This window comes from Microbacterium sp., from assembly GCF_051953575.1.
Lineage (GTDB): Bacteria > Actinomycetota > Actinomycetes > Actinomycetales > Microbacteriaceae > Microbacterium.
The window spans coordinates 101,157-122,345 of the sequence record NZ_JBQCIP010000316.1 but is presented as its reverse complement, the minus strand read 5'-3'; the positions used below and the strand labels follow the sequence as shown (position 1 = coordinate 122,345).

17 protein-coding genes are annotated in these 21,189 nt (G+C 72.4%); 13 read left to right on the top strand and 4 right to left on the bottom strand.

The window, feature by feature from the left end; translation table 11 throughout:
* Positions 1–28: 28 nt before the first annotated feature.
* Complete coding sequence (locus ACTHNQ_RS20715; RefSeq protein ID WP_440335802.1) at positions 29–934, bottom strand: hypothetical protein; 906 nt, start codon at positions 932–934, stop codon at positions 29–31.
* Positions 935–1,366: 432 nt separating this feature from the next.
* Here ACTHNQ_RS20715 and ACTHNQ_RS20710 point away from each other — a divergent pair, with 432 nt between their 5' ends.
* The 4 genes from ACTHNQ_RS20710 (at position 1,367) to ACTHNQ_RS20695 (ending at position 6,930) form a co-directional block, all read left to right on the top strand.
* Positions 1,367–2,452, top strand: coding sequence for a Glu/Leu/Phe/Val dehydrogenase dimerization domain-containing protein (locus ACTHNQ_RS20710; protein ID WP_440335801.1), 1,086 nt, complete (start codon positions 1,367–1,369; stop codon positions 2,450–2,452).
* Between the two features lie 136 nt (positions 2,453–2,588).
* Positions 2,589–4,181: an AMP-binding protein gene (locus ACTHNQ_RS20705; protein WP_440335800.1), complete on the top strand. Its 1,593-nt coding sequence runs from the start codon at positions 2,589–2,591 to the stop codon at positions 4,179–4,181.
* A gap of 37 nt (positions 4,182–4,218) precedes the next feature.
* Positions 4,219–5,001, top strand: coding sequence for a ZIP family metal transporter (locus tag ACTHNQ_RS20700; RefSeq protein WP_440335799.1), 783 nt, complete (start codon positions 4,219–4,221; stop codon positions 4,999–5,001).
* Between the two features lie 33 nt (positions 5,002–5,034).
* Complete coding sequence (locus ACTHNQ_RS20695) at positions 5,035–6,930, top strand: heavy metal translocating P-type ATPase (protein WP_440335798.1); 1,896 nt, start codon at positions 5,035–5,037, stop codon at positions 6,928–6,930.
* Between the two features lie 63 nt (positions 6,931–6,993).
* On the opposite strand, the gene ACTHNQ_RS20690 is transcribed toward ACTHNQ_RS20695, so the two are convergent.
* Positions 6,994–9,024, bottom strand: a complete 2,031-nt coding sequence (locus tag ACTHNQ_RS20690) for a glycosyl hydrolase family 28-related protein (protein WP_440335797.1) — start codon at positions 9,022–9,024, stop codon at positions 6,994–6,996.
* A 249-nt stretch (positions 9,025–9,273) separates the two neighbouring features.
* Positions 9,274–10,524 (bottom strand): glutamyl-tRNA reductase, encoded by a 1,251-nt coding sequence (locus ACTHNQ_RS20685; protein ID WP_440335796.1) that lies wholly within the window; start codon positions 10,522–10,524, stop codon positions 9,274–9,276.
* A gap of 17 nt (positions 10,525–10,541) precedes the next feature.
* On the opposite strand from ACTHNQ_RS20685, the gene hemE reads away from it, so the two are divergent.
* The 9 genes from hemE (at position 10,542) to ACTHNQ_RS20640 (ending at position 19,903) form a co-directional block, all read left to right on the top strand.
* Positions 10,542–11,600, top strand: a complete 1,059-nt coding sequence (gene hemE / locus ACTHNQ_RS20680) for a uroporphyrinogen decarboxylase (protein WP_440335795.1) — start codon at positions 10,542–10,544, stop codon at positions 11,598–11,600.
* Positions 11,593–12,810, top strand: a complete 1,218-nt coding sequence (locus ACTHNQ_RS20675; protein ID WP_440335794.1) for a protoporphyrinogen/coproporphyrinogen oxidase — start codon at positions 11,593–11,595, stop codon at positions 12,808–12,810. The genes hemE and ACTHNQ_RS20675 overlap by 8 nt, the downstream gene beginning before the upstream one ends.
* Before the next feature lie 72 nt (positions 12,811–12,882).
* Positions 12,883–13,566 carry a hydrogen peroxide-dependent heme synthase gene (hemQ, locus tag ACTHNQ_RS20670; protein WP_440335793.1) on the top strand — a complete coding sequence of 228 codons (684 nt, stop codon included), beginning with the start codon at positions 12,883–12,885 and terminating at the stop codon, positions 13,564–13,566.
* Positions 13,563–14,474: a hydroxymethylbilane synthase gene (gene hemC / locus ACTHNQ_RS20665; protein ID WP_440335792.1), complete on the top strand. Its 912-nt coding sequence runs from the start codon at positions 13,563–13,565 to the stop codon at positions 14,472–14,474. The genes hemQ and hemC overlap by 4 nt, the downstream gene beginning before the upstream one ends.
* Positions 14,471–15,439 (top strand): porphobilinogen synthase, encoded by a 969-nt coding sequence (gene hemB, locus ACTHNQ_RS20660; protein ID WP_440335791.1) that lies wholly within the window; start codon positions 14,471–14,473, stop codon positions 15,437–15,439. The genes hemC and hemB overlap by 4 nt, the downstream gene beginning before the upstream one ends.
* Positions 15,436–16,749 (top strand): glutamate-1-semialdehyde 2,1-aminomutase, encoded by a 1,314-nt coding sequence (gene hemL / locus ACTHNQ_RS20655; RefSeq protein WP_440335790.1) that lies wholly within the window; start codon positions 15,436–15,438, stop codon positions 16,747–16,749. Before hemB ends, hemL begins: the two co-directional genes overlap by 4 nt.
* Positions 16,750–16,875: 126 nt before the next feature.
* The gene (locus tag ACTHNQ_RS20650; protein WP_440335789.1) at positions 16,876–17,574 is read left to right on the top strand and encodes an ABC transporter ATP-binding protein; all 699 of its coding nucleotides are present in this window, start codon (positions 16,876–16,878) and stop codon (positions 17,572–17,574) included.
* The gene (locus ACTHNQ_RS20645) at positions 17,571–18,896 is read left to right on the top strand and encodes an FtsX-like permease family protein (protein WP_440335788.1); all 1,326 of its coding nucleotides are present in this window, start codon (positions 17,571–17,573) and stop codon (positions 18,894–18,896) included. The genes ACTHNQ_RS20650 and ACTHNQ_RS20645 overlap by 4 nt, the downstream gene beginning before the upstream one ends.
* 47 nt (positions 18,897–18,943) lie before the next feature.
* Entirely contained in the window at positions 18,944–19,903 is a 960-nt protein-coding gene (locus tag ACTHNQ_RS20640; protein WP_018172470.1) for a magnesium transporter CorA family protein, read from the top strand.
* A gap of 30 nt (positions 19,904–19,933) precedes the next feature.
* On the opposite strand, the gene ACTHNQ_RS20635 is transcribed toward ACTHNQ_RS20640, so the two are convergent.
* Positions 19,934–21,154 (bottom strand): MFS transporter, encoded by a 1,221-nt coding sequence (locus tag ACTHNQ_RS20635; RefSeq protein ID WP_440335787.1) that lies wholly within the window; start codon positions 21,152–21,154, stop codon positions 19,934–19,936.
* Positions 21,155–21,189: the final 35 nt, after the last annotated feature.

Genomic DNA, 21,189 nt, shown 5'->3' with positions numbered 1-21,189 from the left:
GCGCGACGACAGGCGGCGGGCCTCCTGTTCAGCCTGCATTCGCGCACGTTTCGCGCGGGAACCCGCGCTCGTGAGCGTCGCGCAGTCCACGCAGTGCGGCGACGATCGCGTCGGAGTTGTACATGATGTCTGCGGCGATCGGACGGTACGACACCAATCCGCGCGCAGCCAGGGGGCCATCGCGTCGGCGGTCGCGCTTCTGCGACTCCCAGCCGGAGTGGAACGCCTCGCTGTCGCACTCCACCACGAGCCACCCGTCCAGCACCAGATCGACGCGACCGACGCCGCGGATGACGACCTGCACGTCGACGGAGAACCCCAGCATGAGGGCGATCATGCGCAGGATCGTCTCGGGACCGGACTCCGACCGGCCGTCGACGAATCCGCGCAGAAGCCGCTTGCGCGGCTGCACCCGGGAGAAGATCTCCTCCAGGTCGTCCTCGTCGATGAGACCGAGATGCAGCGCCGAGTCCAGCGAGGCGACGGCGGCGCGCGGCGCCTGGCAGTTGGTCGCCTGCGCGAGCGCGTCGACGATGTGCACCGTCGTCGCCCGCGGGTGCGGCGCGCGCAGCAGCGGCGTCCAATGCCACACAGCATTGCGCCGGGCGTGCGCGTGCTTGCGCGCCGACCTCGCGAAGTGGATGTGCATGCGGCGATCGCTGAGCACGAACACACCCAGCGCTGTCAGCGCCGACAGGCAGGTGACCAGTCCGCCCGCTTCAGAAGCCGAGACGACCTCGTCCGAGACCCCCGCACGCAGATAGGTGCCCTTGCGCACAGGAAGGAGCAGACCCGCCGTGACGGCGCGGGCGATCGCACGTCTGCCGAGGCCCTCCGCACGCAGATCGACCGTTCGCCACAACGGCTGAACGATCCCCTCCGGCATCGCGGCCCGGGCGAGCCGAGCCTCGACGAGGTCGACGGGGATCGGCATTCGCGGCATCCGGTCACGATGCGGCACCGGCTCACCACGTGGCATCCGTTCCGCCGGATCTGGTGGCGGATCACCGACCGCGTGCGGCTGTGGAGGAGGCGAAGCCGCGGGCCGGCGCAGCGCCAAGGCCGGGAGCCGCGCCGAAACGTGCAGGTATGCAGGCAGGTCCGTCGCGGGGCCGGGCGAAACCAGCGTCCGAGCGCCCAGCAACCACGCCCTGCCTGCAGTCGTGCACGATTCCGAGCGAGCTGAGTGCGTCGGAGCCCCAGAGCGGTGCAATGTGCGCACTCGCCGCCGTCACGGTTGAACAATCCGCCGACCCGGTGTGGAATGGAAGTGGATGCCGCAACGCCGCGACATCCGTTGCGGCGCGCCACTCGCACCCGCAGCACCCACCAGCGGCCCACGAAGCCCGCCGAAGGAAGCAACGCAATGACGCACACGGTCACCACCCTGCCCCTGCCCGATTTCGCGCACGAACGGGTGGAGGTGATCACGGGGCGACGCAGCGGCCTGTTCATCGCGGTGGCGCTGCATTCCTCGGTGCTCGGCTCCGCGCTCGGCGGCGCGCGGCTGTGGACGTATCCGCTCTGGAGCGACGCGCTGGGCGACGCGCTGCGCCTGTCGGCGGCCATGACCCTCAAGAACGCCGCGGCCGGCCTCGACGCCGGCGGCGGCAAGTCCGTCATCGCCCTGCCGCCGGGCGCCGTGCTCGACGAGGACCGGCGCCGCGCGGCGTTCCTCGACCTCGGCGACGCCGTCGAGTCGCTGCACGGCCTGTACCGGACCGCCGAGGACGTGGGCTCGACCACCGAGGACATGCTCGTCGTGAGCGAGCGGACGGAGCACGTCGTCGGACTGCCCGACGCCGTGGGCGGGTCCGGCGAACCCGCGGGACCGACGAGCCTCGGCGTCTACGAGTCGCTGCGCGCCACGCTGGAGCGGGTCACGGGCGAGGCGGACGTCGCCGGTCGCCGCATCACGATCTCGGGCCTCGGCCAGGTGGGCAGCCGCCTCGCCGTGCGCCTGTCGGCCGAGGGTGCGCAGCTCACCGTGACCGATGTCAACCCGGCCAAGCGCGACCTGGCCGTCGAGCTCGGCGCCGCGTGGGCCGAGCCGGGCGCCGAGCACCTCGTGCCGGCCGACGTGTTCGTGCCCGCGGGGATCGGCGGACTCCTCACCGACGAGGTCATCGACGCGCTCGACGCCAAGGCGGTCTGCGGTCCGGCGAACAACCCGCTGGCCGACCACAGCGGGGCGGCGCGGCTCGCCGGTCGCGGCATCCTCTACGCCCCCGACTTCGTGGTCAACGCGGGCGGGGTCATCTACCTCGACCTCGAGGCGAAGCAGCTGGGCACGCGCGCCGAGATCATGGGACGCGTCGCGCGCATCGGCGACACCGTGCGCCGCATCTTCGACGAGGCCGAGACGCGCGGTGTGACGCCGCTCGAGGCCGCGGAGGGGCTCGCGGCCGAGCGACTCGCGGCGGGCGGACGGCAGCCGGCACTGGCGCACTGAGTCGGGCGGGCCGCCGCCGGCGCGGCGGCCCGCAACTCGTGACACCGCGTCCCGCCGTCGGCGGCATCCGGTTCCAGCTTCATGACCCGAAGTGGCATGATGTTCGCAACCGTGCCGTGCGATCAAAGGAGATCCGGTGTTCACCAGTACCCACCCCGATGTCGAGATCCCCGAGCTCAGCGTCTACGACTACCTCTTCGCGAGCCTGACGGACGACGACCTCGGACGCGTCGCCCTCATCGACCCGGCCACGGGAGCCGAGACGACCTACGGCGCGCTGCGCACCCAGATCGACCTGTTCGCCGGCGCCCTCGTCGCCCGCGGGGTGGGCCTCGACACGGTCGTCGGACTGCTGTGCCCCAACGTGCCGGCCTTCGCGACGGTGTTCCACGGGATCCTGCGGGCCGGCGCCACGGTGACCACGATCAACTCGCTGTACACGGCGGGCGAGATCGAGAAGCAGCTGAAGGATGCCGGTGCCACCTGGCTCGTGACGGTCAGCCCGCTCCTTCCCCAGGCCGCCACCGCGGCGGAGGCGGTCGGCATCCCGCACGAGCGGGTGATCGTGCTGGACGGCGCGGCCGGCCACCCGAACCTGCGGGAGCTCCTGACCGAGGGAGCGCCCGCCCCGGAGGTGTCGTTCGACCCTGCCACGCACGTGGCGGTGCTGCCGTACTCGTCGGGCACGACCGGCATCCCCAAGGGCGTGATGCTCTCGCACCGCAACCTCGTCGCCAACGTCGCGCAGTGCGTGCCCAACATGAATCTCACGAGCTCGGACCGCGTGCTCGCGGTGCTGCCGTTCTTCCACATCTACGGCATGACCGTGCTGCTGAACCTCGCACTGCGCAAGCGGGCGAGCCTCGTCACGATGCCGAAGTTCGACCTGGTCGAGTTCCTCACGAACATCCAGAAGTACCAGTGCACCTACCTCTACATCGCCCCGCCGATCGCGGTGGCGCTGGCCAAGCACCCGATCGTCGACCAGTTCGACATCTCCAGCGTGCACACGGTGTTCTCGGGCGCCGCACCGCTCGACGGCGAGACCGCCGAGATCGCCGGCCGCCGCATCCACGCCCGCATGCTGCAGGGTTACGGCATGAGCGAGCTGAGCCCCGTCTCGCACGCGATGTACTACGGCCGCGACGACGAGCCCGTCAGCTCGGTCGGCGGCATGCTGCCCAACACCGTCAACAAGCTCGTCGACACCGAGACCGGTGAAGAGATCACCGAGCTCGGTCCCGACGGCGTGACCCGGCCGGGCGAGCTGTGGGTGAAGGGCCCGAACGTCATGCTCGGGTACCTCAACAAGCCCGAGGCGACGGCCGAGACCCTCGATGCGGACGGGTTCCTCCACACCGGCGACGTCGCGGTGTACCACGAGGGCGGCTACTTCTCGATCGTCGACCGCGTGAAGGAGCTCATCAAGTACAAGGGCTACCAGATCGCTCCCGCCGAACTCGAGGCGTTGCTGCTGAGTCATCCGAAGGTGATGGATGCCGCCGTCATCGGCGTCCTGGACGACGACCGGCAGGAGATCCCCAAGGCCTTCATCGTCGCCGCGCCCGATTCGGGCCTGACGGAGGACGAGGTGATGGCGTTCGTCGCCGAGCAGGTCGCACCGCACAAGAAGGTGCGCCGCGTCGAGTTCATCGACGCGATCCCGAAGTCCACGGCCGGCAAGATCCTGCGCAAGGATCTGCGCGCGCGCGAGAACGCGGCGGTGTGATCCCGGCGCGGCGAGCGGAGCCCGCTAGGTTGGCGCCATGGAAGGGCTCTGGCTCGCCGCGCTGAGCGGCCTGATCGGCGGCGGCACGCTGCTGGTGGGAGCGGCCGTCGCGTGGTTCGTCGACATCCCGCAGCGCGTCGTCGCGGGCATCATGGCGCTCGGTGCGGGCGTACTGATCTCGACGCTCGCGTTCGAGCTCGTCGAAGAGGCCGCCGACGACGGAGGGCTCGTGCCGACGACGGTCGGGTTCCTGGGCGGCGCGATCCTGTACATCGTCGCCGACCAGCTCGTGTCGAGGCCGAAGAAGCAGCAGCCGGCATCCGGGGTCGACGGCGACGGCAGCGCGAGCATCGTCGCGCGGCGCGCGGCCGGTGCAGGCGCCGCGAGCGGGGCCGGCCTCGTGATCGCGATCGGCGCGCTCATCGACGGCATCCCGGAGTCGATCGTGATGGGCCTCTCGGTGCTCCAGGGCGGCATCAGCATCCCGATCGTCGCGGCCATCGCGATCAGCAACTTCCCCGAGGGCCTGGGGTCGACCGCCGCGCTCAAGCGCGGCGGCAGCTCCGGGCGGTTCGTGGCGATGCTGTGGATCGGCATCGCCGTGATCACGGTCGTCGCCTCGATGCTCGGGTTCGCGGCGTTCCAGACCGCGCCGCCGAACCTCATCGCGCTGATCACCACGATCGCGGCGGGCGGCCTGCTCGCGATGGTCTGCAACACGATGATCCCCGAGGCGTTCGACGAGCAGCACGCGCTCACGGGCCTGTGGGCGACGATCGGATTCCTCGGCGCGTTCCTGCTTCACGAGCTCGCCGGCTGACCCGCGCACGCCAGCTGTGCCAGGGTGTGTGGCATGAGGTTCCTGCGATGGTTCGTGCGGTTCCCCGTCGTCTGGCTCACGATCGTCGTGCTCATCGCGGTGCTGACGCTCGGCGCCGCCGGCTTCGATCGCACCGCGAAGTGGATCGCGATCGTCTACGTCAGCGGGGTGATCGTCTGGACCATCATCGGCATGGTCCGCGACGTCATGCGCGGCCACGTCGGCCTCGACGTGCTGGCGGTCGTCGCCATGATCGCGACGATCGCGGTCGGCGAGTACGTGGCGTCGCTGGTCATCGTGCTGATGCTGTCGGGCGGCGAGGCGCTGGAGGACTACGCCAGCCGCCGCGCCAAGCGCGAGCTGACGTCGCTGCTGGACCGGTCGCCGCAGGTCGCGCACGTGCTCGTGCATCCGCAGTCCGACAGCGACGAGGTGCAGGACGCGGATGCCGCCGACGTGCGCGTGGGCGATGTGCTGCTCGTGCGGCCCGCCGAGATCGTGCCCGTCGACGGCACGCTGCTGAGCGACGACGGCTCGTTCGACGAGTCTTCGCTGACCGGCGAGAGCCTCCCGGTGAGCCGTGCGGCGGGCGACGAGGTGCTGTCGGGCTCGGTGAATGGCTCGCGCGCCGTGCGGATCCGCGCACTGCGCCGCAGCGCCGACAGCCAGTACCAGCAGATCGTCGAGCTCGTGAAGCAGGCGCAGGAGGACCGCGCCCCCACCGTCCGCCTCGCCGACCGCTTCGCGATCCCGTTCACGGCGGTGTCGCTCGTCATCGCGGGAGCCGCATGGGCCGTCTCGGGCGACCCCGCGCGGTTCGCCGAAGTGCTGGTGCTGGCCACGCCGTGTCCCCTTCTGATCGCCGCCCCGGTGGCGTTCCTCGGCGGTCTCTCGAGGGCCGCCAAGGCCGGCATCATCGTCAAGGGCGGTGCGGTCATCGAGCAGCTCGCCCGCGTGCGCTCGGCGGCGTTCGACAAGACCGGCACGCTCACCGAGGGCCGCCCCGACCTGGTCGCCGTCGTCCCCGCGCCCGGCTTCGACGAGGAGGAGCTGCTCACCCTGGCCGCCTCCGCCGAGCAGTACTCCAGCCACGTGCTCGCCGACGGCATCCGCCGCGCGGCCGCGGGCCGCGGCATCCAGCTGCTCTCGGCCGTCGAGGCGAACGAGGTGGCGACCAACGGAGTCACGGCGCAGATCGACGGCCGCACCGTCGTCGTCGGCAAGCCCGCGTACGTCGCGTCGATCGCCCCCGACACCGAGCGACGCGGCATCCGCGAGGGCGAGGCGGCCGCGTACGTCGCGGTGGACGGCCGGTTCGCGGGAACCCTCGTGCTGGCCGACGACCCGCGCCCCGAGTCGCAGGCGGTGGTGTCGTGGCTGCGCGACACCGGCGTCGAGCGGATCGTCATGCTGACCGGCGATGCGCAGGCGACCGCGGATGCCGTCGCCCGCGGCGTCGGGATCACCGATGTGCACGCCGAGCTGCTGCCGCCCGAGAAGGTGCACCTCGCTGCACAGCTGCGGCCGCGCCCGGTGATGATGGTCGGCGACGGCGTGAACGACGCCCCGGTGCTCGCGGCCGCCGACATCGGCATCGCAATGGGCGCCAAGGGATCGACCGCCGCCGGCGAGGCGGCCGACGCCGTCGTGCTGAAGGATTCGCTCGCCGGCATCGCCGACGCCGTCTCGATCGGGCGTCACACGCTGCGGGTCGCCTACACGGCGATCTGGATCGGCATCGCGCTGAGCATCGGCCTCATGCTCATCGCGACGACCGGCGTGATCCCGGCGGTGGCCGGCGCCCTCATCCAGGAGGGCGTCGACCTGGCGACGATCCTCTACGCGCTCCGGGCGCTGACGGGTCCGGCGACCGGGCTCGTGATCCCCACGCCGACGCCGCGCGAGCGCACCGCCGTCGACGCCGCCTGAGGCGGTAGTGGTTGCCGCCGCCGCCCCCGGGGGGCGCCATCCACTCCTCTCACGATGTGAGCGTCACGGCCACGGCGCCGGAGCGGGCGGCGCCACCACCGGCGGGCGGTCGTCGCACGTGATGGTGTTCGGCAGCTCCCACGACGCCATCCACGGCCCCGTGGTGCCGCCGCCGTCGTTGCCGCCGAGGTCGGCCACCGAGAACTCCGAGCCGGTGGGCGGGAACCCGAACGAGCCGCAGTTGTTGATGCCCACGGCGCCGACGTTCCGGGCATCCACGTTCTGGAACGACGCGCCGCCCTTCACCCGGGCGCTCAGCACCGACGTCCCCGTGCCGTCGACCCGCACGTCCGCGAACGACACGTCGGTCATCGAGTAGAGGTCCTTCACGCCCCACTCCGACACCAGCATGATCGCGTTGTACGTGCTGTCGAGGTAGTGATCGCCGGTCACGTGGATGCCCGAGATCGATCCCTCGAGCGCGTACACCCAGAGCGAGCCGAGCCCGATGTTCCAGTTGAGCTCACGCGTGCCCGCCCGCACCGTCGTGTTGTCGCGGAACGTCAGCGCGCCCGCGAACGGGTGCGCCCCGAACCGCGAGCCGGCGTGCAGGGCGCTGCCCTCGCGGATCGTGTCGGCCACCAGGTTGCCCGCGACGGTGTTGTCGGTGCCGCCGTAGATCGCGATGCCGTTGGCGAGGTTCGGCGTCTGCACCGTGTTGCGCTCGAACGTGTTCCGCGCGTTCGTGGGCGTCGTGCCGCCCTTGGCCTCGGCCCACATCGCCAGGCCGTCGTCGCCCGAGTTGCGCACGAAGTTGTGCCGCGCCACCGAGTCGGTCACGCCGATGTGGAAGTTCAGCGCGTCGGCGATCTGGTCGACGATGATGTTGCGCTCAACGGTGACGTTCGACATCGGGCCGTCGAACCACATGCCGACCTTGGTGTGCTGGATGTACAGATCCGAGAACGACGAGTCGTGGAACGCCCCGCCGATCGCGTTGACCTGATCCGTGTCGATGCGCTCACGCACGTCGCCGACGATCGAGAATCCTGACAGGTGGACGTCGGTGCTGCCTCCGTCTGCGGCATCCTTCCCGTAGAAGCCGACTCCGGTGTGCGTCGAGCCGTCCGGCGCCGGCTCGGCGAGCGCGACCTCGGACCCGAAGACCGTGGTGTGCCAGTTGCCCGCGCCCTGGATCGTCACATCGTCGACGAGGATGTGCCGCTCGACGCGGAAGTCGCCCTTCGGGACGTACACGATCTGCCCCCGCTGCTTCGCGGCCGCGATGGCCGCATCGAACGCGTCGGCCGAATCGCGGCGCCCGGTCGGGTCGGCGCCGAAGTCGACGACGTTCGCCGCCTTCTTGACGACGACCGGCTTGCCGACCAGCTCCGTGTCGATCAGGTCGATGACCGTCCACGGCACGTCGGCGGATGCGATCAAGCGCACCTTGTCGCCCGCCTTGTACGTCTTGTGCAGCAGCAGCCGCTGCTCGTCGTAGAACTTCATGGGGCGGAACGGTGCGGTCGGCTCGAACGCCGGCGTCGTGGCGGCGGGCACGCACGCGCACTCGGCCACCCACCAGTCCGGGTGCAGCAGCCCGGCGTTCGGATCGTTCGTGAAGGGGTACTGGTTGTACAGGTAGGCGTACTGCGACGTCAGCTGCATCGTGTTCGTGTGCGGGCCCGTCTGCACCGTGAGCGGTGCCGTGAGCCCGCCGCCGTTCGGCGCATCCGGGATGCTGTACCGGACTGTGAGGGCGTCCGTGGCCGCCGGGAGCGTGAACTCGACGTACTGCCCGGGCGTCAGGCGGACCGCCGAGCGTCCGGATGCCTCGGCCTCGATCGTGTACGCCTCGCGGCCGGGGCCGATCACGGTGCCGTCCGTGACCGCGTTCTCGGCCTCCTGCTCGAGGAAGGCGACGTCGGCGCCGCGACCGGCCACGAGCGCCGGATCCAGCGCCGCGCGCGTCACGACGGGCGGCGGCGTGTTCCAGCCGGGCGGCGCGGCGGCGGCGGCCTGCGCCGTGACCGCCATACCGACGGCGAGGGATGCCGCGGCCGCAGCCGCGACGAGGGTTCGGGTTCGTGTCATCGTCGACTCGCTTCATCCGGGGTGGGACGGGCCGCGATGCCCGCTCGCGCTCAATCTAGAGGTGCGACGCAGGAGTTCTCAAGCACTTGTCTGAGTCTTGCAGACATTTGCGGACTTCTTGCACGTCTTGCGGCGCTTTGCGTAGTGCCATCCCGGACTCGCGGAAGGGTACATTTCCGCGGCGGGAATCCACCCTTTCGCGGTTCCGGGTGGGCGCGCAGGGCCACCGGCATCCTTCGACGTGAAGCGCTACGCGGTGGCCCAGAGGTCGTCGTCGTCGGCCGCCGCGGCCGGCGGGTCGACCGTGAGCCCGTGGAGCAGTCCGAGTGCGTCGCGGACCTCGTCGATCCGCCCCTCGACGGCGAGCTCACGCATGCGCACCGACGGCTTGTGGAGCAGGACGCCCGCGAGGTGGCGCAGTGCCGCCTCGACCTCGTCACCGGCGCCGCGGGCGCGGGCCCGGGCGATCTCGTCGTCCACGACCTTGAGCACTTCGCCGCGCAGGGCGGTGATCGCGGGGCCCACCTCGCGGTCGGCAGCGAACTCCGTCGCGGCGTCGCCGACGATGGCGCGCGCGTCGGCGTGGGCGCTGAACTCCTCCAGCGGCGCGTGCAGGCGGATCGTCTCGAGGTCGAGCAGCTCGACGCCCTCGACCGTGCCGACGGCGGGGTCGACGTTGCGGGGCAGCCCGAGGTCGATCACGAGCACGCGGCGCCCCGGCACGAAAGCGTCGGCGTGCACGACCGCGTCGGCGGTGCACGTGATCACGACATCGGCCTGTGCCGCTTCGGCGGCGAAGTCGGTCACCGGCAGGAGCCCGCGCTGCACGGCGAAGCCCTCGGCGCGGCCGGAGGGAGAGAAGACGTGGATGTCGCCGGCGCCGCGGGCACGCAGCGCGTCGACGGTGCGTGCGGCGTAGCGTCCGGTGCCGACCAGCACGATCCGCGCGGCGGCCCAGTCCGACACGCGGCTGGAGGCCAGTTCGAGCGCAAGACGCACGAGCGAGCGGTGCGCACCCCGCAACTGCGTGCGGTTGCGCACGCCGCGACTGGTGTGGGTGGCCTTCTGGAACAGGCGCTCCAGCTCGCCGCTGGTGAGGCCGTCGGCGCGCGCGGTGTCGAGCGCGCGGCGCACCTGGCCCGAGATCTCGTCCTCCCCCACGACCACGGACTCCAGGCCGCTGGTGACGGCGAAGAGGTGGGCAGCGGCATCCGCCCCCTGGTGCACCGCGACGGACGCGCGCAGCACCTCGGGCGACACGTCGGAGGCCTCGGCCATCGCCTCGACGACCGACTCCACGGCGACCGCCTCGCCGCCGGTGAGCGGCTCGTCGATGTCGAGATAGGCCTCGAAGCGGCTGCAGGTGGCGAGCACCACCGCACCCGCGACGAAGATCTCGCGCTCGACGAGAGCCTTCGTCGCCGTGGGCGCCCCCACGGAGAGACGCTCCAGGGTGTCGAGGCTCGCGTTCCGATGGTTCGCGGTCAGACAGAGGAGCACGACTCTAATCTTAACGTGTGACGTTGCATGACTCTCACCCTTCCGTCCTTCAGAGAAACGATCCCCCTGCGCTGATACGCGCGTACCGCGGCGAACGGCCGGCGATCACGCCGGTCTGGTTCATGCGGCAGGCGGGGCGTTCCCTGCCGGAGTACCGGGAGCTGCGCGTCGGAACCGACATGCTCGACGCCTGCCTGAACCCGGAGCTGGCGAGCGAGATCACGCTGCAGCCGGTGCGTCGCCACGGCGTCGATGCGGGCATCTTCTTCAGCGACATCGTCATCCCGGTGCGCCTCGCGGGCGTCGACGTGCGCATCGTCGCCGGCCGCGGCCCCGTGCTCGAAAGCCCGGTGCGCACCGCCGCCGACGTCGCGGCGCTCCCCCCGCTGGACCCGGCCTCGCTCGCCCCGATCCGCGAAGCGGTCGCGCTGACGGTCGCCGAGCTCGGCGCCACGCCCCTCATCGGCTTCGCGGGCGCGCCGTACACGCTCGCGTCGTACCTGGTCGAGGGCGGCCCGTCGAAGGAGCAGCTCAAGACCCGCGCGCTCATGCACTCCGACCCCGAGACATGGGCGGCCCTTCTGACGTGGTGCGCGACGATCACGGGCGCATTCCTGCGGGCACAGCTCGAGGCCGGCGCGTCGGCGGGCCAGCTGTTCGACTCGTGGGCGGGCTCGCTGAGCCTCGCGGACTACTCCGACCACGTCGCCCCGTTCTCGGCGCTGGCGCTCGACGCCGTCCGCGACCTCGACGTGCCCCTCGTGCACTTCGGCGTCGGGACCGGTGAGCTCCTCGCCCGCATGCGCGACGTCGGCGTCGACGCGGTCGGTGTGGACTGGCGCCTGCCGCTGGACGAGGCTGTGCGCCGCGTCGGCCAGGGGGTCACCGTCCAGGGCAACATCGACCCTGCGCTGCTGCGCGCGCCGTGGCCGGTCCTGGAGGCGCACATCGTCGACGTGCTCGAGCGCGGCAAGGCCGCCCGGGCCCACGTGCTCAACCTCGGGCACGGCGTGCCGCCCGACACCGACCCCACCGTCCTCACCCGCATCGTGGAGTTCGTGCACGCGCATGCCTGACCCCTCCGACCGCTACTCGGTCGTCGGCGGCGGCGTCGGCGGGCTCGTCGTGGCCCGGCGGCTTGCGGCCGCGGGCGCCCGGGTCACGGTGTTCGAGGCATCCGATCATCTCGGCGGCACGGTCGCACGGCACGAGGTGGCGGGGATCGGGTTGGATGCCGCCGCCGAGAGCTTCGCCGTCCGCGGCGGCGTCGTGGCGGCCCTGCTCGCCGAGCTCGGCCTGCAGGACGACATCGTGGCACCCGCACCGGGGCCCGCCTGGCTGCAGCCCGTCGTGGGCGACGCCGTGCCGCTGCCGGCGACGGCGCTCCTCGGCATCCCGGCGGATCCCCTGGCGGACGACGTCGTGCGCGTCGTCGGGCGCGAGGCCGCCGTCCGCGCGGTCGAGCTCGACGCCCGTCCGGTGGGCGCCGTGCCCGACACCCTCGGCGCCCTCGTGCGCGAGCGGCACGGCGCGGGCGTGCTGGACCGCCTGGTCGCGCCCGTCGTGCACGGCGTGCACTCGCAGCATCCCGACGAGGTGCCTGTCGCCCGGGCCCACCCGGGCCTGGCCGATGCCGTCAGCGCCGCCGGGTCGCTCGGCGGCGCCGTCGCCCGGCTGCGCGCGGCCGCTCCCCCCGGTGCGGCCGTCGCCGGCATCCGCGGCGGCACGCACCGCATCGTGCCCGCCCTGACCGACGACCTCGGCCGCCGAGGGGGCGACGTGCGCCTGAACAGCCGCGTCGACGACCTGTCGCGTCTGGGGGGCACGGTCATCGTCGCGGCGCCGGGCATCGCGACCGCCGGTGCACCGGGTCGTCGCATCGACCTCGTCACGCTCGTGGTCGAGCAGGACGAACTGGATGCCGCCCCCCGCGGCACCGGGCTGCTCGTGGCCGCCGGAGCACCGGTGGGCGCCCGCGCGCTCACCCACGCGACGGCGAAGTGGGCCTGGCTGCGCGAAGCCGCCGCCGGCCGCCACGTCCTCCGCCTGTCGTACGACCAGACCCCCGCGGACCCGGTGGCCGCAGCCCGCGCCGATGCCGAGAAGCTGCTCGGGGTCGCGCTGCCGAGGCTGGTCGACGCCGCACACGTCTCATGGATGCGGCCGGGTGCGGCATCCGCCTCTCCCCCGGGCGTGACGCTCGTCGGCGAGACCGTCGCCGGCTCGGGACTCGCGGGCATCGTGGCCCACGCCGAGCGCACGGCCGCCGAGCTGCTCGCCCGCTGACGGTCCGCCTCCCCGGCCTGCGCGGAAGGCTGCGCGGGGAGGACGCCCCGGCAGGAGTGGGAGGATAGAGGCATGACGGATGCCCCGGCCCAGACCTCCCCTGACACCCTCGGCTACACCCTGTGGGCCGTGTTCCGGCGGGACCCCCAGCGGCCGGCGCCGGCGGGCGAGCTGGCGGCGGCGGTCGCCGAGGTCGAGGCCTCGGGTGTCGTGGTGCGCGGGTTCTACGACGTCTCGGGCCTGCGCGCCGACGCCGACCTCATGATCTGGCTCACCGGGGTGGGCATCGCGCCCGAGGTGCTGCAGTCGGCGCTGCGGACGCTCCGCCGCGCCGAGCCGCTCGCGTCGCTGCTGCCGGTGTGGAACGCGATGGGCGTGCACCGCGACGCCGAGTTCACCGCCAGCCACCTGCCCGCGTTCATGCGCGACAAGGACGCTGAGGCCTGGCTCACCGTCTACCCGTTCGTCCGCTCGTACGACTGGTACATCCTGCCCGACGACGAGCGCCGTCAGATGCTCGCCGACCACGGCCGCAAGGGCGCCGCGCACCGCTCGGTGCTGAGCAACACGGTCGCGTCGTTCGCGCTCGGCGACTACGAGTGGATCCTCGCCCTCGAGGCGCCCGAGCTCGTGGAGCTCGTCGACCTCATGCGCGACCTGCGTCAGACCGAGGCCCGCCGCCACGTGCGCGAAGAGGTGCCGTTCTACACCGGTCGGCGCATCGGCCTCGACGAGATCGCCGAGGTGCTCTCGTGAGCACCCTGCGCATCGGCACGCGGGGCAGCACGCTCGCGCTCGCCCAGACCGGCATGTTCGCCGACGAGCTGGCCGACGCGACCGGCGTGACGACCGAGATCGTCACCATCACGACCGACGGCGACCGCTCGAACGAGCCGCTGTCGCGCGCCGGCGGCACCGGCCTGTTCACCGGCGCACTGCGCGACGCGCTCGAGGCCGACGAGTGCGACCTCATCGTGCACTCGCTCAAGGATCTTCCGACCGCGCCGCACGATCGGCTCGTGATCGCGGCCATCCCGGCCCGCGAAGACCCCCGCGACGCGCTCGTGGCCCGCGACGGCCTGACGCTGGACGAGCTTCCCGCCGGCGCCCGCGTGGGCACCGGATCGCCGCGCCGCATGGCGCAGCTGCGCGCACGGCGCCCCGACCTCGAGGTCGTCGACATCCGCGGGAACGTCGACACCCGGCTCGGCAAGGTGACCGGCGGAGAGCTGGATGCCGTCATCCTCGCCGCCGCAGGACTGCGCCGGATCGGACGCGCCGATGTCGTGACGGAGTTCCTCGACGCCGACGCGTGGCCCACCGCCCCGGGTCAGGGCGCCCTCGCCGTCGAGGTGCGCCGCGGCGACGAAGACCTCGTCCGCGCGCTCGACCACGCCGAGACCCGCGCCGCCGTGGAGGCCGAACGCGAAGTGCTCGCCCTGCTCGAAGCCGGCTGCTCGGCGCCCGTCGGCGCCCGCGCGGTCGTCGACGCGGGCCTGCTGCTGCTGTCGGTGAGCGTCTACAGCCTCGACGGCGCCACCATCCTCACGTCGTCGCATGCGGCGGTCTGGCCCGATGCCGACGCGCCCCGCGACATCGCCGCCGCCGTCGCCCGCGAGCTGCTCGCGGCCGGCGCCGCCGACCTGACCGGAGAACGCCCGTGATCCACCCCCGTCCGCGTCGCCTGCGTGCGACGCCCGCTCTGCGGCGCCTCGTCGCCGAGACGCGTCTGCACCCCGCCGAGCTGATCCTCCCCGTCTTCGTGCGCGAGGGTGCCGGCGCGCCGGTGCCCATCTCGTCCATGCCCGGCGTCGTCCAGCACACCACCGACTCGCTCAAGGGCGTCGTCGCGGATGCCGCGGCCGCCGGCATCGGCGGCATCATGCTGTTCGGCGTGCCCGAGCACAAGGACGCCGTGGGCTCGGGCGCGACCGATCCCGACGGCATCCTCAACGTCGCGACGCGCGTCGCGGTCGCCGAGGCGGGCGACGCCCTCGTCGTGCAGACCGACCTGTGCCTCGACGAGTTCACCGATCACGGCCACTGCGGCGTCCTCGACGCGCACGGCTACGTCGACAACGACGCGACCCTGGAGCGCTACCGCGAGATGGGCGTCGCGCAGGCCGCGGCGGGCTCGCAGCTGCTGGGCCTGTCGGGCATGATGGACGGCCAGGTCGCCGCCGTGCGCGACGCGCTCGACGACGCCGGGTACCTGAACACGCCGATCCTCGCCTATGCCGCAAAGTACGCGTCGGCGTTCTACGGCCCGTTCCGCGAGGCGGTGCAGTCCTCGCTCGTGGGCGACCGCCGCACGTACCAGCAGGATCCGGCGAACCGCCGCGAGGGCGCGCTCGAGCTCGACCTCGACATCGCCGAGGGCGCCGACATCGTCATGGTGAAGCCCGCGATGAGCTACCTCGACGTGCTGGCGGATGCTGCGGCATCCAGCCCCGTGCCGGTGTGGGCGTACCAGGTGTCGGGCGAGTACGCGATGATCGAGGCGGCTGCCGCCCACGGCTGGATCGACCGCCGGCGTGCGATCGAGGAGTCGGTGGTCGGCATCCGCCGCGACGGAGCCGACGCCGTCCTGACCTATTGTGCCCTCGAGCTTGCGGAGTGGATCCGATGACGACGAACGCACAGGAGTTCGACCGCGCCCGCGGCGCGATGCCCGGCGGCGTGAACTCGCCCGTGCGCGCGTTCGGGTCGGTCGCCGAGACGCCCCGCTTCTTCGTGTCGGCGTCCGGCCCGTACGTCACCGACGTCGAGGGGCGCGAATACGTCGACCTGGTCGGCTCATGGGGCCCGGCGATCCTCGGGCACGCGCACCCCGCCGTCGTGAAGGCGGTGCAGGATGCCGCCGCCCGCGGTCTCGGCTTCGGCGCGTCGACGCCGGGCGAGACCGAGCTCGCCGAGCTCATCGCCGCGCGGGTCACGCGCGACGGCGCGCACCCCGTCGAGAGGGTGCGGCTCGTGTCGACGGGCACCGAGGCGACGATGACCGCCATCCGACTGGCGCGGGGCGCGACCGGCCGTGACCTCATCGTGAAGTTCGCCGGGCACTACCACGGCCACTCCGACGGCCTGCTGGCCGAGGCCGGGTCCGGCGTCGCGACCCTGGCGATGCCGGGCTCCGCGGGTGTGCCCGCGGCCATCGCGGCGCAGACGCTCGTCATCCCCTACAACGACCTCGAGGCGGTGCGCGAGGTGTTCGCGGCCCGCGGCGACGAGATCGCCGCGGTGATCGTCGAGGCGGCACCAGCCAACATGGGCATCGTGCCGCCCGCGCACGGCTTCAACGCCGCTCTCGCCGACATCGCGCACGCGCACGGCGCGCTGCTGATCCTCGACGAGGTGCTCACCGGCTTCCGCGTCGGACCGGCCGGCTGGTACGGCATCGACCCGGTGCCCTTCACGCCCGACCTGATCACGTTCGGCAAGGTCGTGGGCGGCGGCCTCCCGCTCGCCGCGATCGGCGGGCCCGCTGCGCTCATGGAGCTGCTGGCGCCGCTCGGCCCGGTGTACCAGGCGGGCACGCTGAGCGGCAACCCGCTCGCCGTCGCCGCCGGGCGCGCGACGCTCGACCACCTCGACGCGGCGGCCTATGCCCGCATCGACGCCGCCGCGGCGACGATCGCCGAGGCTGCGGCATCCGCTCTCCGCGATGCGGGCGTGACCCACGTGCTGCAGCGCTCGGGCAACCTCTTCTCGATCCAGTTCGCCCCCGAGGCGCCGACCGACTACGACACCGTGAAGGCGCAGGAGGCGTTCCGCTACCCGCCGTTCTTCCGCGCCATGCTCGCGCAGGGCGTGTCGCTGCCGCCGTCGGTGTTCGAGGCGTGGTTCGTGTCGGCATCCCACGACGACGCCGCGGTGGCGCGCATCGTCGCCGCTCTCCCCACTGCCGCCCGCGCGGCGGCAGAGGCCACCCCGGCCTGAACCGGGCCGCTCGCGGCCCGGGCACCACGGTCCCACCGGCGGATCATCCGCGCGCATGACGTGTCGGGCGGGAGATCACTCTCCCGCCCGACGCGGCACGGCACCCGCGCACGGCACCGTGGAAGCATGAGTTCTTTCGTGATCGAGGCCACCGGCCTCGAGAAGTCCTTCGGCACGACCCGGGCACTGGCGGGGGTGTCGCTCGCGGTGCGGGCGGGCGAGTCGCTCGCCATCATGGGCGCCTCCGGCTCCGGCAAGACGACGCTGCTGCACTGCCTCGCCGGCATCACACTGCCCGACGCCGGCGCTGTCGCGTTCCAGGGCCGCGCGGGCCGCGTCGGCGTGAACACCTTGAACGAGCGCGCCCGCTCCCAGCTGCGCCGTGAGGAGTTCGGGTTCGTGTTCCAGCAGGGGCTGCTGATCCCCGAGCTCACCGCCATCGAGAACGTGGCCCTCGCGCTCATGCTGAACGGCATGTCGCGGCGGGAGGCGACCTCGCACGCGTCGGGCTGGCTCGCCGCATTGGGCCTGGCCGGCATGGAGGACCGCCGCATCGGCCAGCTCTCGGGCGGCCAGGCGCAGCGCGTGGCGATCGCCCGCGCGCAGGTGACCGGAGCGACGGTCGTCTTCGCCGATGAGCCCACCGGTGCGCTGGACTCCGCGACCTCCGCCGAGGTGATCGGCGCCCTCCTGCACTCGACCACCGGCCAGGGACGCACCCTCGTCATGGTGACCCACGATGCCGACATCGCCGCCCGCTGCTCCCGCATCGTCGAAGTGCGCGACGGGCGCATCGTCGGCGAGCGCGTCGGAGCGGCGGCATGATCGCGCGCGTCGCCTGGCTGCTCGCCCGGCCCGGGGCATCCGGGGCGGCGACCCTCGTCCTGCCCACGACGGCCTTCGCGATCGTCACGGCGCTGCTGCTCACGGTGCTGGGCGGAGCCCAGTCGTTCTGGACCTGGACGGACGACATCGCCCTCAGCTATCAGCTCCTCGCCGTCGTCGCGCTGGTGCTGCTCATCGTGCCGCTGGCCTCGCTCGGCGGGGCGGCGGCGCGACTGTCGGCACGGCGCCGCGACGACCGCCTGGCCACCCTGCGGCTGCTCGGCGCCACGCCGGCGACGGTCTCTGCCCTCGCCGTGCTCGAATCGACCGTGCTCGCGCTGGTGGGTGCCCTCGCAGGTGTCGTCCTCTCCCTCGCCTTCGTCCCCCTGCTTGCCCTCGTGCCCTTCCGCGGGGAGCCCCTCGGCATCGCCGGCGTCGTGCTGAGTGCGCCCGTGATCGCTGGGACGGTGCTCGGAATCGCGGCACTGGCCGCCGTCAGCGCGGTGCTCGGGCTGCGTCAGGTGGTCATCTCGCCGCTCGGGGTGCGCACCCGTCAGGATGCGCCGAAGCTGTCGTGGGTGCGCGCCGGCATCGCCGCGGCCGTGGTCGTCCTCTCGTTCGGGCTCATGAGCGTGCTGCAGGTGGCGGGCAGCGCGATGCTGATCATCGCCTTCCTCGCGGCCGCGTTCGGCGGAACCCTCGCCGTCCTCAACCTGGTCGGCCCATGGGTCATCCGCCTCGTCGCCCAGCGGCAGTCCCGCCGGGCGACGCGTCCGGCCAGGCTCCTCGCCGCACGCACCGTGCTCGAATCCCCCAAGGCCGCCTGGCGTCAGGTGTCGGGCGTGGCCTTGACGAGCTTCATGGCCGTGTTCGCCGGCGTCGGCGTCGCCCTCGTCGACCTCACGGCAGCGGACACCGGGATGGACGCCGACGCCGCGCAGCTGTTCGCCGACATCCGCACCGGCATCCTCATCACGGTGATCGGCTCGTTCCTCATGGTCGCGTGCTCCGTCGGGGTGAACCAGGCCGCCGGCATCCTCGATCGCCGCGAGCTGTACCGCTCGCTCGACATGCTCGGCATGCCGGAGCGGACGATGGATGCCGCCCGCCGGCGTGCCGTCATGTCGCCGCTGCGTCTCACCGCGATCGGCTCCGCGGTCGTCGCCGCCGTCGTGATGCTTCCGCTGACCGGCGCCACGCTCCTCTTCCAGCCTCTCGCGCTGATCGTCATCGCCGCCGTGCTGGCCGCGGGGATCGGGGTGGTGGCACTGGGCCTGGTCGTGACGAGACCGCTGCTGCGCCGTGCGGCCACGGAGGGCTGAAGCCGGACCGGCCCCGCATGGCTTCATCCGCTCATTAGGGTGAAGCCATGCGCATCCTCGATTCCATCGACGACGAGCTCATCGGGCAGCTGCGTCGCGACAACGAGTTCTTCTGGCTGGATGCCACCGACCTTCCCGCCGACCAGATCACGCGCCTCGGCACGCTGCTCGGTCTGCATCCGCTTGCTGTCGAGGACAGCATCCGATTCGGCCAGCGCCCGAAGCTCGACACGTACGGCGACACCGCGCTGCTGGTGCTGCAGGGTGCGGTGCGGTCGCAGCCCGAGGATCGCAACCCCCACCCGCTCGAAGAGATCCACTGCCATCTGAGCGGCGACTTCATCGTCACTCTGCACCGGCGCCCCTACCCCGATCTGCACCGCGTCGCGCCGCTGTTCTCCCATGCGAAGACGGCCAAGAGCGAGCAGTACCACGTCTACAAGATCATCGACGCGGTGGTCGACAGCTACTTCCCGATGCTCGCCGACCTCGACGAGCAGATCAGCGATCTCGAAGATGCGATCGCCGCGGGCGGTGGACGCCCCGAGCTCGACGAGACGTTCCGCCTGAAGCGCCTGCTGCTCCGGCTTCGCAAGGCCGTCGTGCCGATGCGCGATGTCTTCGCGCGCGAGGTCGAGGTGATCGTCGATCTCGCGGGGCTCGAAGCCGACAGTCACGACTACTTCCGCGACGTCTACGATCATCTGATCCGCATCACCGACGAGCTCGACTCGTACCATGAGCTGGTCAACGGCTGCACCGACCTGTACCTCTCGACGATCGCGAACCGACAGGGTGAGACGTCGAAGCAGCTCGCGATCATCGCGTCGATCTTCCTGCCGCTGAGCTTTCTCACCGGCTTCTTCGGCATGAACTTCGGCTGGGCGGTCACACACGTGTTCGACGGCCCCTGGGCGTTCGCGGCGGGGTGCGCGGTGATGGCGGCCGCGGCGGGCGGCATGTGGCTGTTCTTCCGCCGCAAGGGCTGGACCGGCACCGACGGCTGATCGAGCCGGCGGTGCAGCATCCCGCCGCCGTCAGCGCGCGTCCGGGTCGTCCGCGTGGCGATCCCGAGCGGGCAGGAGCCCGAGCGAGATCAGCGGCGTGAGCGCCACCAGCCCGAAGGCGAGCGGGTAGCCGGCCACGGTGATCAGCGCTCCCACGAGCGGTCCGACGGCCGACGCGCTGAGGAACTGGCCGGTGTTCTGGATGCCGAGCGCACGGCCCGCCCAGCGGGAGCCGGCTGCCTCGGCCACCGAGGTGTACGCCAGCCCGTTGTCGGCGACGCTGATGGTGGCCGCGATCACGAAGACCGCCGCCGCGACGGCGTCCCAGTGCGCCCAGCCGGCGGCTCCGAGCGCGACCATCGCGACCACTCCTGCGAGCGCGACCTGGCGCAGCACGCCGACGCGCGTGCCGCGACGATCGCTGACGTGCCCGATCACGATCCTTCCGACGGCGCCGACGAACTGCGAGGCGGCGACGAGGATGCCGGCGGCCGTCGCATCCCATCTCATTCCCGCGGTGAACCACACCAGACCGAACGTCGACAGGGTGAACTGCGGAAAGACCAGCAGTGCCGAGACGAGGTGGATGCGCAGCAGGAAGCCGTCGCGCGCGTACGGGTTCGCCGTCGCGGCCGCGGCTGCGCCCGCCGGAGCGCTCGGGCGGGGCGGGTTGCGGATCCCCCACGCGCACAGCCCCGCGAGCACGAGGGCTGCGGCCCCCGAGAGCACGAACGGCGCGGTGGCCCCGACATCGGAGGCCAGCGCCGGCACGGTCAGCGCGGCGACGGCGACGCCCAGGGGCTGCGACATCTGCCGGATGCCCATCGCGAGCCCTCTGCGCTCGCGGGGGAACCAGCCGACGACGACCCGGCCGCTGGCGGCGTTGGTGCTGGCGGAGGCGGCGCCCCCGAGCATCAGCACGACGGCGAGCCCGGCGTAGCCGTCGACGGGCACCGCGGCGAACGCGAAGACGGCGGTCAGCGCGAGACCGCCCGCGATGATCCAGCGCTCCCCGAACCGGTCCGCCAGCGCACCCCAGGCGACGAGCGTGAGCACCATGCCGAACGTGGGCGCGGCCGCGAGCAGGCCGGCCTGGGCGAGCGGCATCCCCTCGGCATGCAGCATCGGGATGAGGTAGGCGGGGGTCGAGACGAGGAGCGTGCCGGCGGCCTGTGCGGCGACGCCGAGCGCGAGCATGACCCACGCCCTCGTCGGTGTCCGTGTCGGGTGCGTCGCCACCGGGTTCGACATGGGGCTTCCTTCTTCACTGCGGTCGAGTACCATTA

Coding starts and splice junctions, on each gene's coding strand:
- ACTHNQ_RS20715 (WP_440335802.1), bottom strand. CDS start 934: ATGCCGATCCCCGTCGACCTCGTCGAGGCTCGGCTCGCCCGGGCCGCG.
- ACTHNQ_RS20710 (WP_440335801.1), top strand. CDS start 1,367: ATGACGCACACGGTCACCACCCTGCCCCTGCCCGATTTCGCGCACGAA.
- ACTHNQ_RS20700 (WP_440335799.1), top strand. CDS start 4,219: ATGGAAGGGCTCTGGCTCGCCGCGCTGAGCGGCCTGATCGGCGGCGGC.
- ACTHNQ_RS20695 (WP_440335798.1), top strand. CDS start 5,035: ATGAGGTTCCTGCGATGGTTCGTGCGGTTCCCCGTCGTCTGGCTCACG.
- ACTHNQ_RS20690 (WP_440335797.1), bottom strand. CDS start 9,024: ATGACACGAACCCGAACCCTCGTCGCGGCTGCGGCCGCGGCATCCCTC.
- ACTHNQ_RS20675 (WP_440335794.1), top strand. CDS start 11,593: ATGCCTGACCCCTCCGACCGCTACTCGGTCGTCGGCGGCGGCGTCGGC.
- hemQ (WP_440335793.1), top strand. CDS start 12,883: ATGACGGATGCCCCGGCCCAGACCTCCCCTGACACCCTCGGCTACACC.
- hemL (WP_440335790.1), top strand. CDS start 15,436: ATGACGACGAACGCACAGGAGTTCGACCGCGCCCGCGGCGCGATGCCC.
- ACTHNQ_RS20650 (WP_440335789.1), top strand. CDS start 16,876: ATGAGTTCTTTCGTGATCGAGGCCACCGGCCTCGAGAAGTCCTTCGGC.
- ACTHNQ_RS20645 (WP_440335788.1), top strand. CDS start 17,571: ATGATCGCGCGCGTCGCCTGGCTGCTCGCCCGGCCCGGGGCATCCGGG.
- ACTHNQ_RS20640 (WP_018172470.1), top strand. CDS start 18,944: ATGCGCATCCTCGATTCCATCGACGACGAGCTCATCGGGCAGCTGCGT.
- ACTHNQ_RS20635 (WP_440335787.1), bottom strand. CDS start 21,154: ATGTCGAACCCGGTGGCGACGCACCCGACACGGACACCGACGAGGGCG.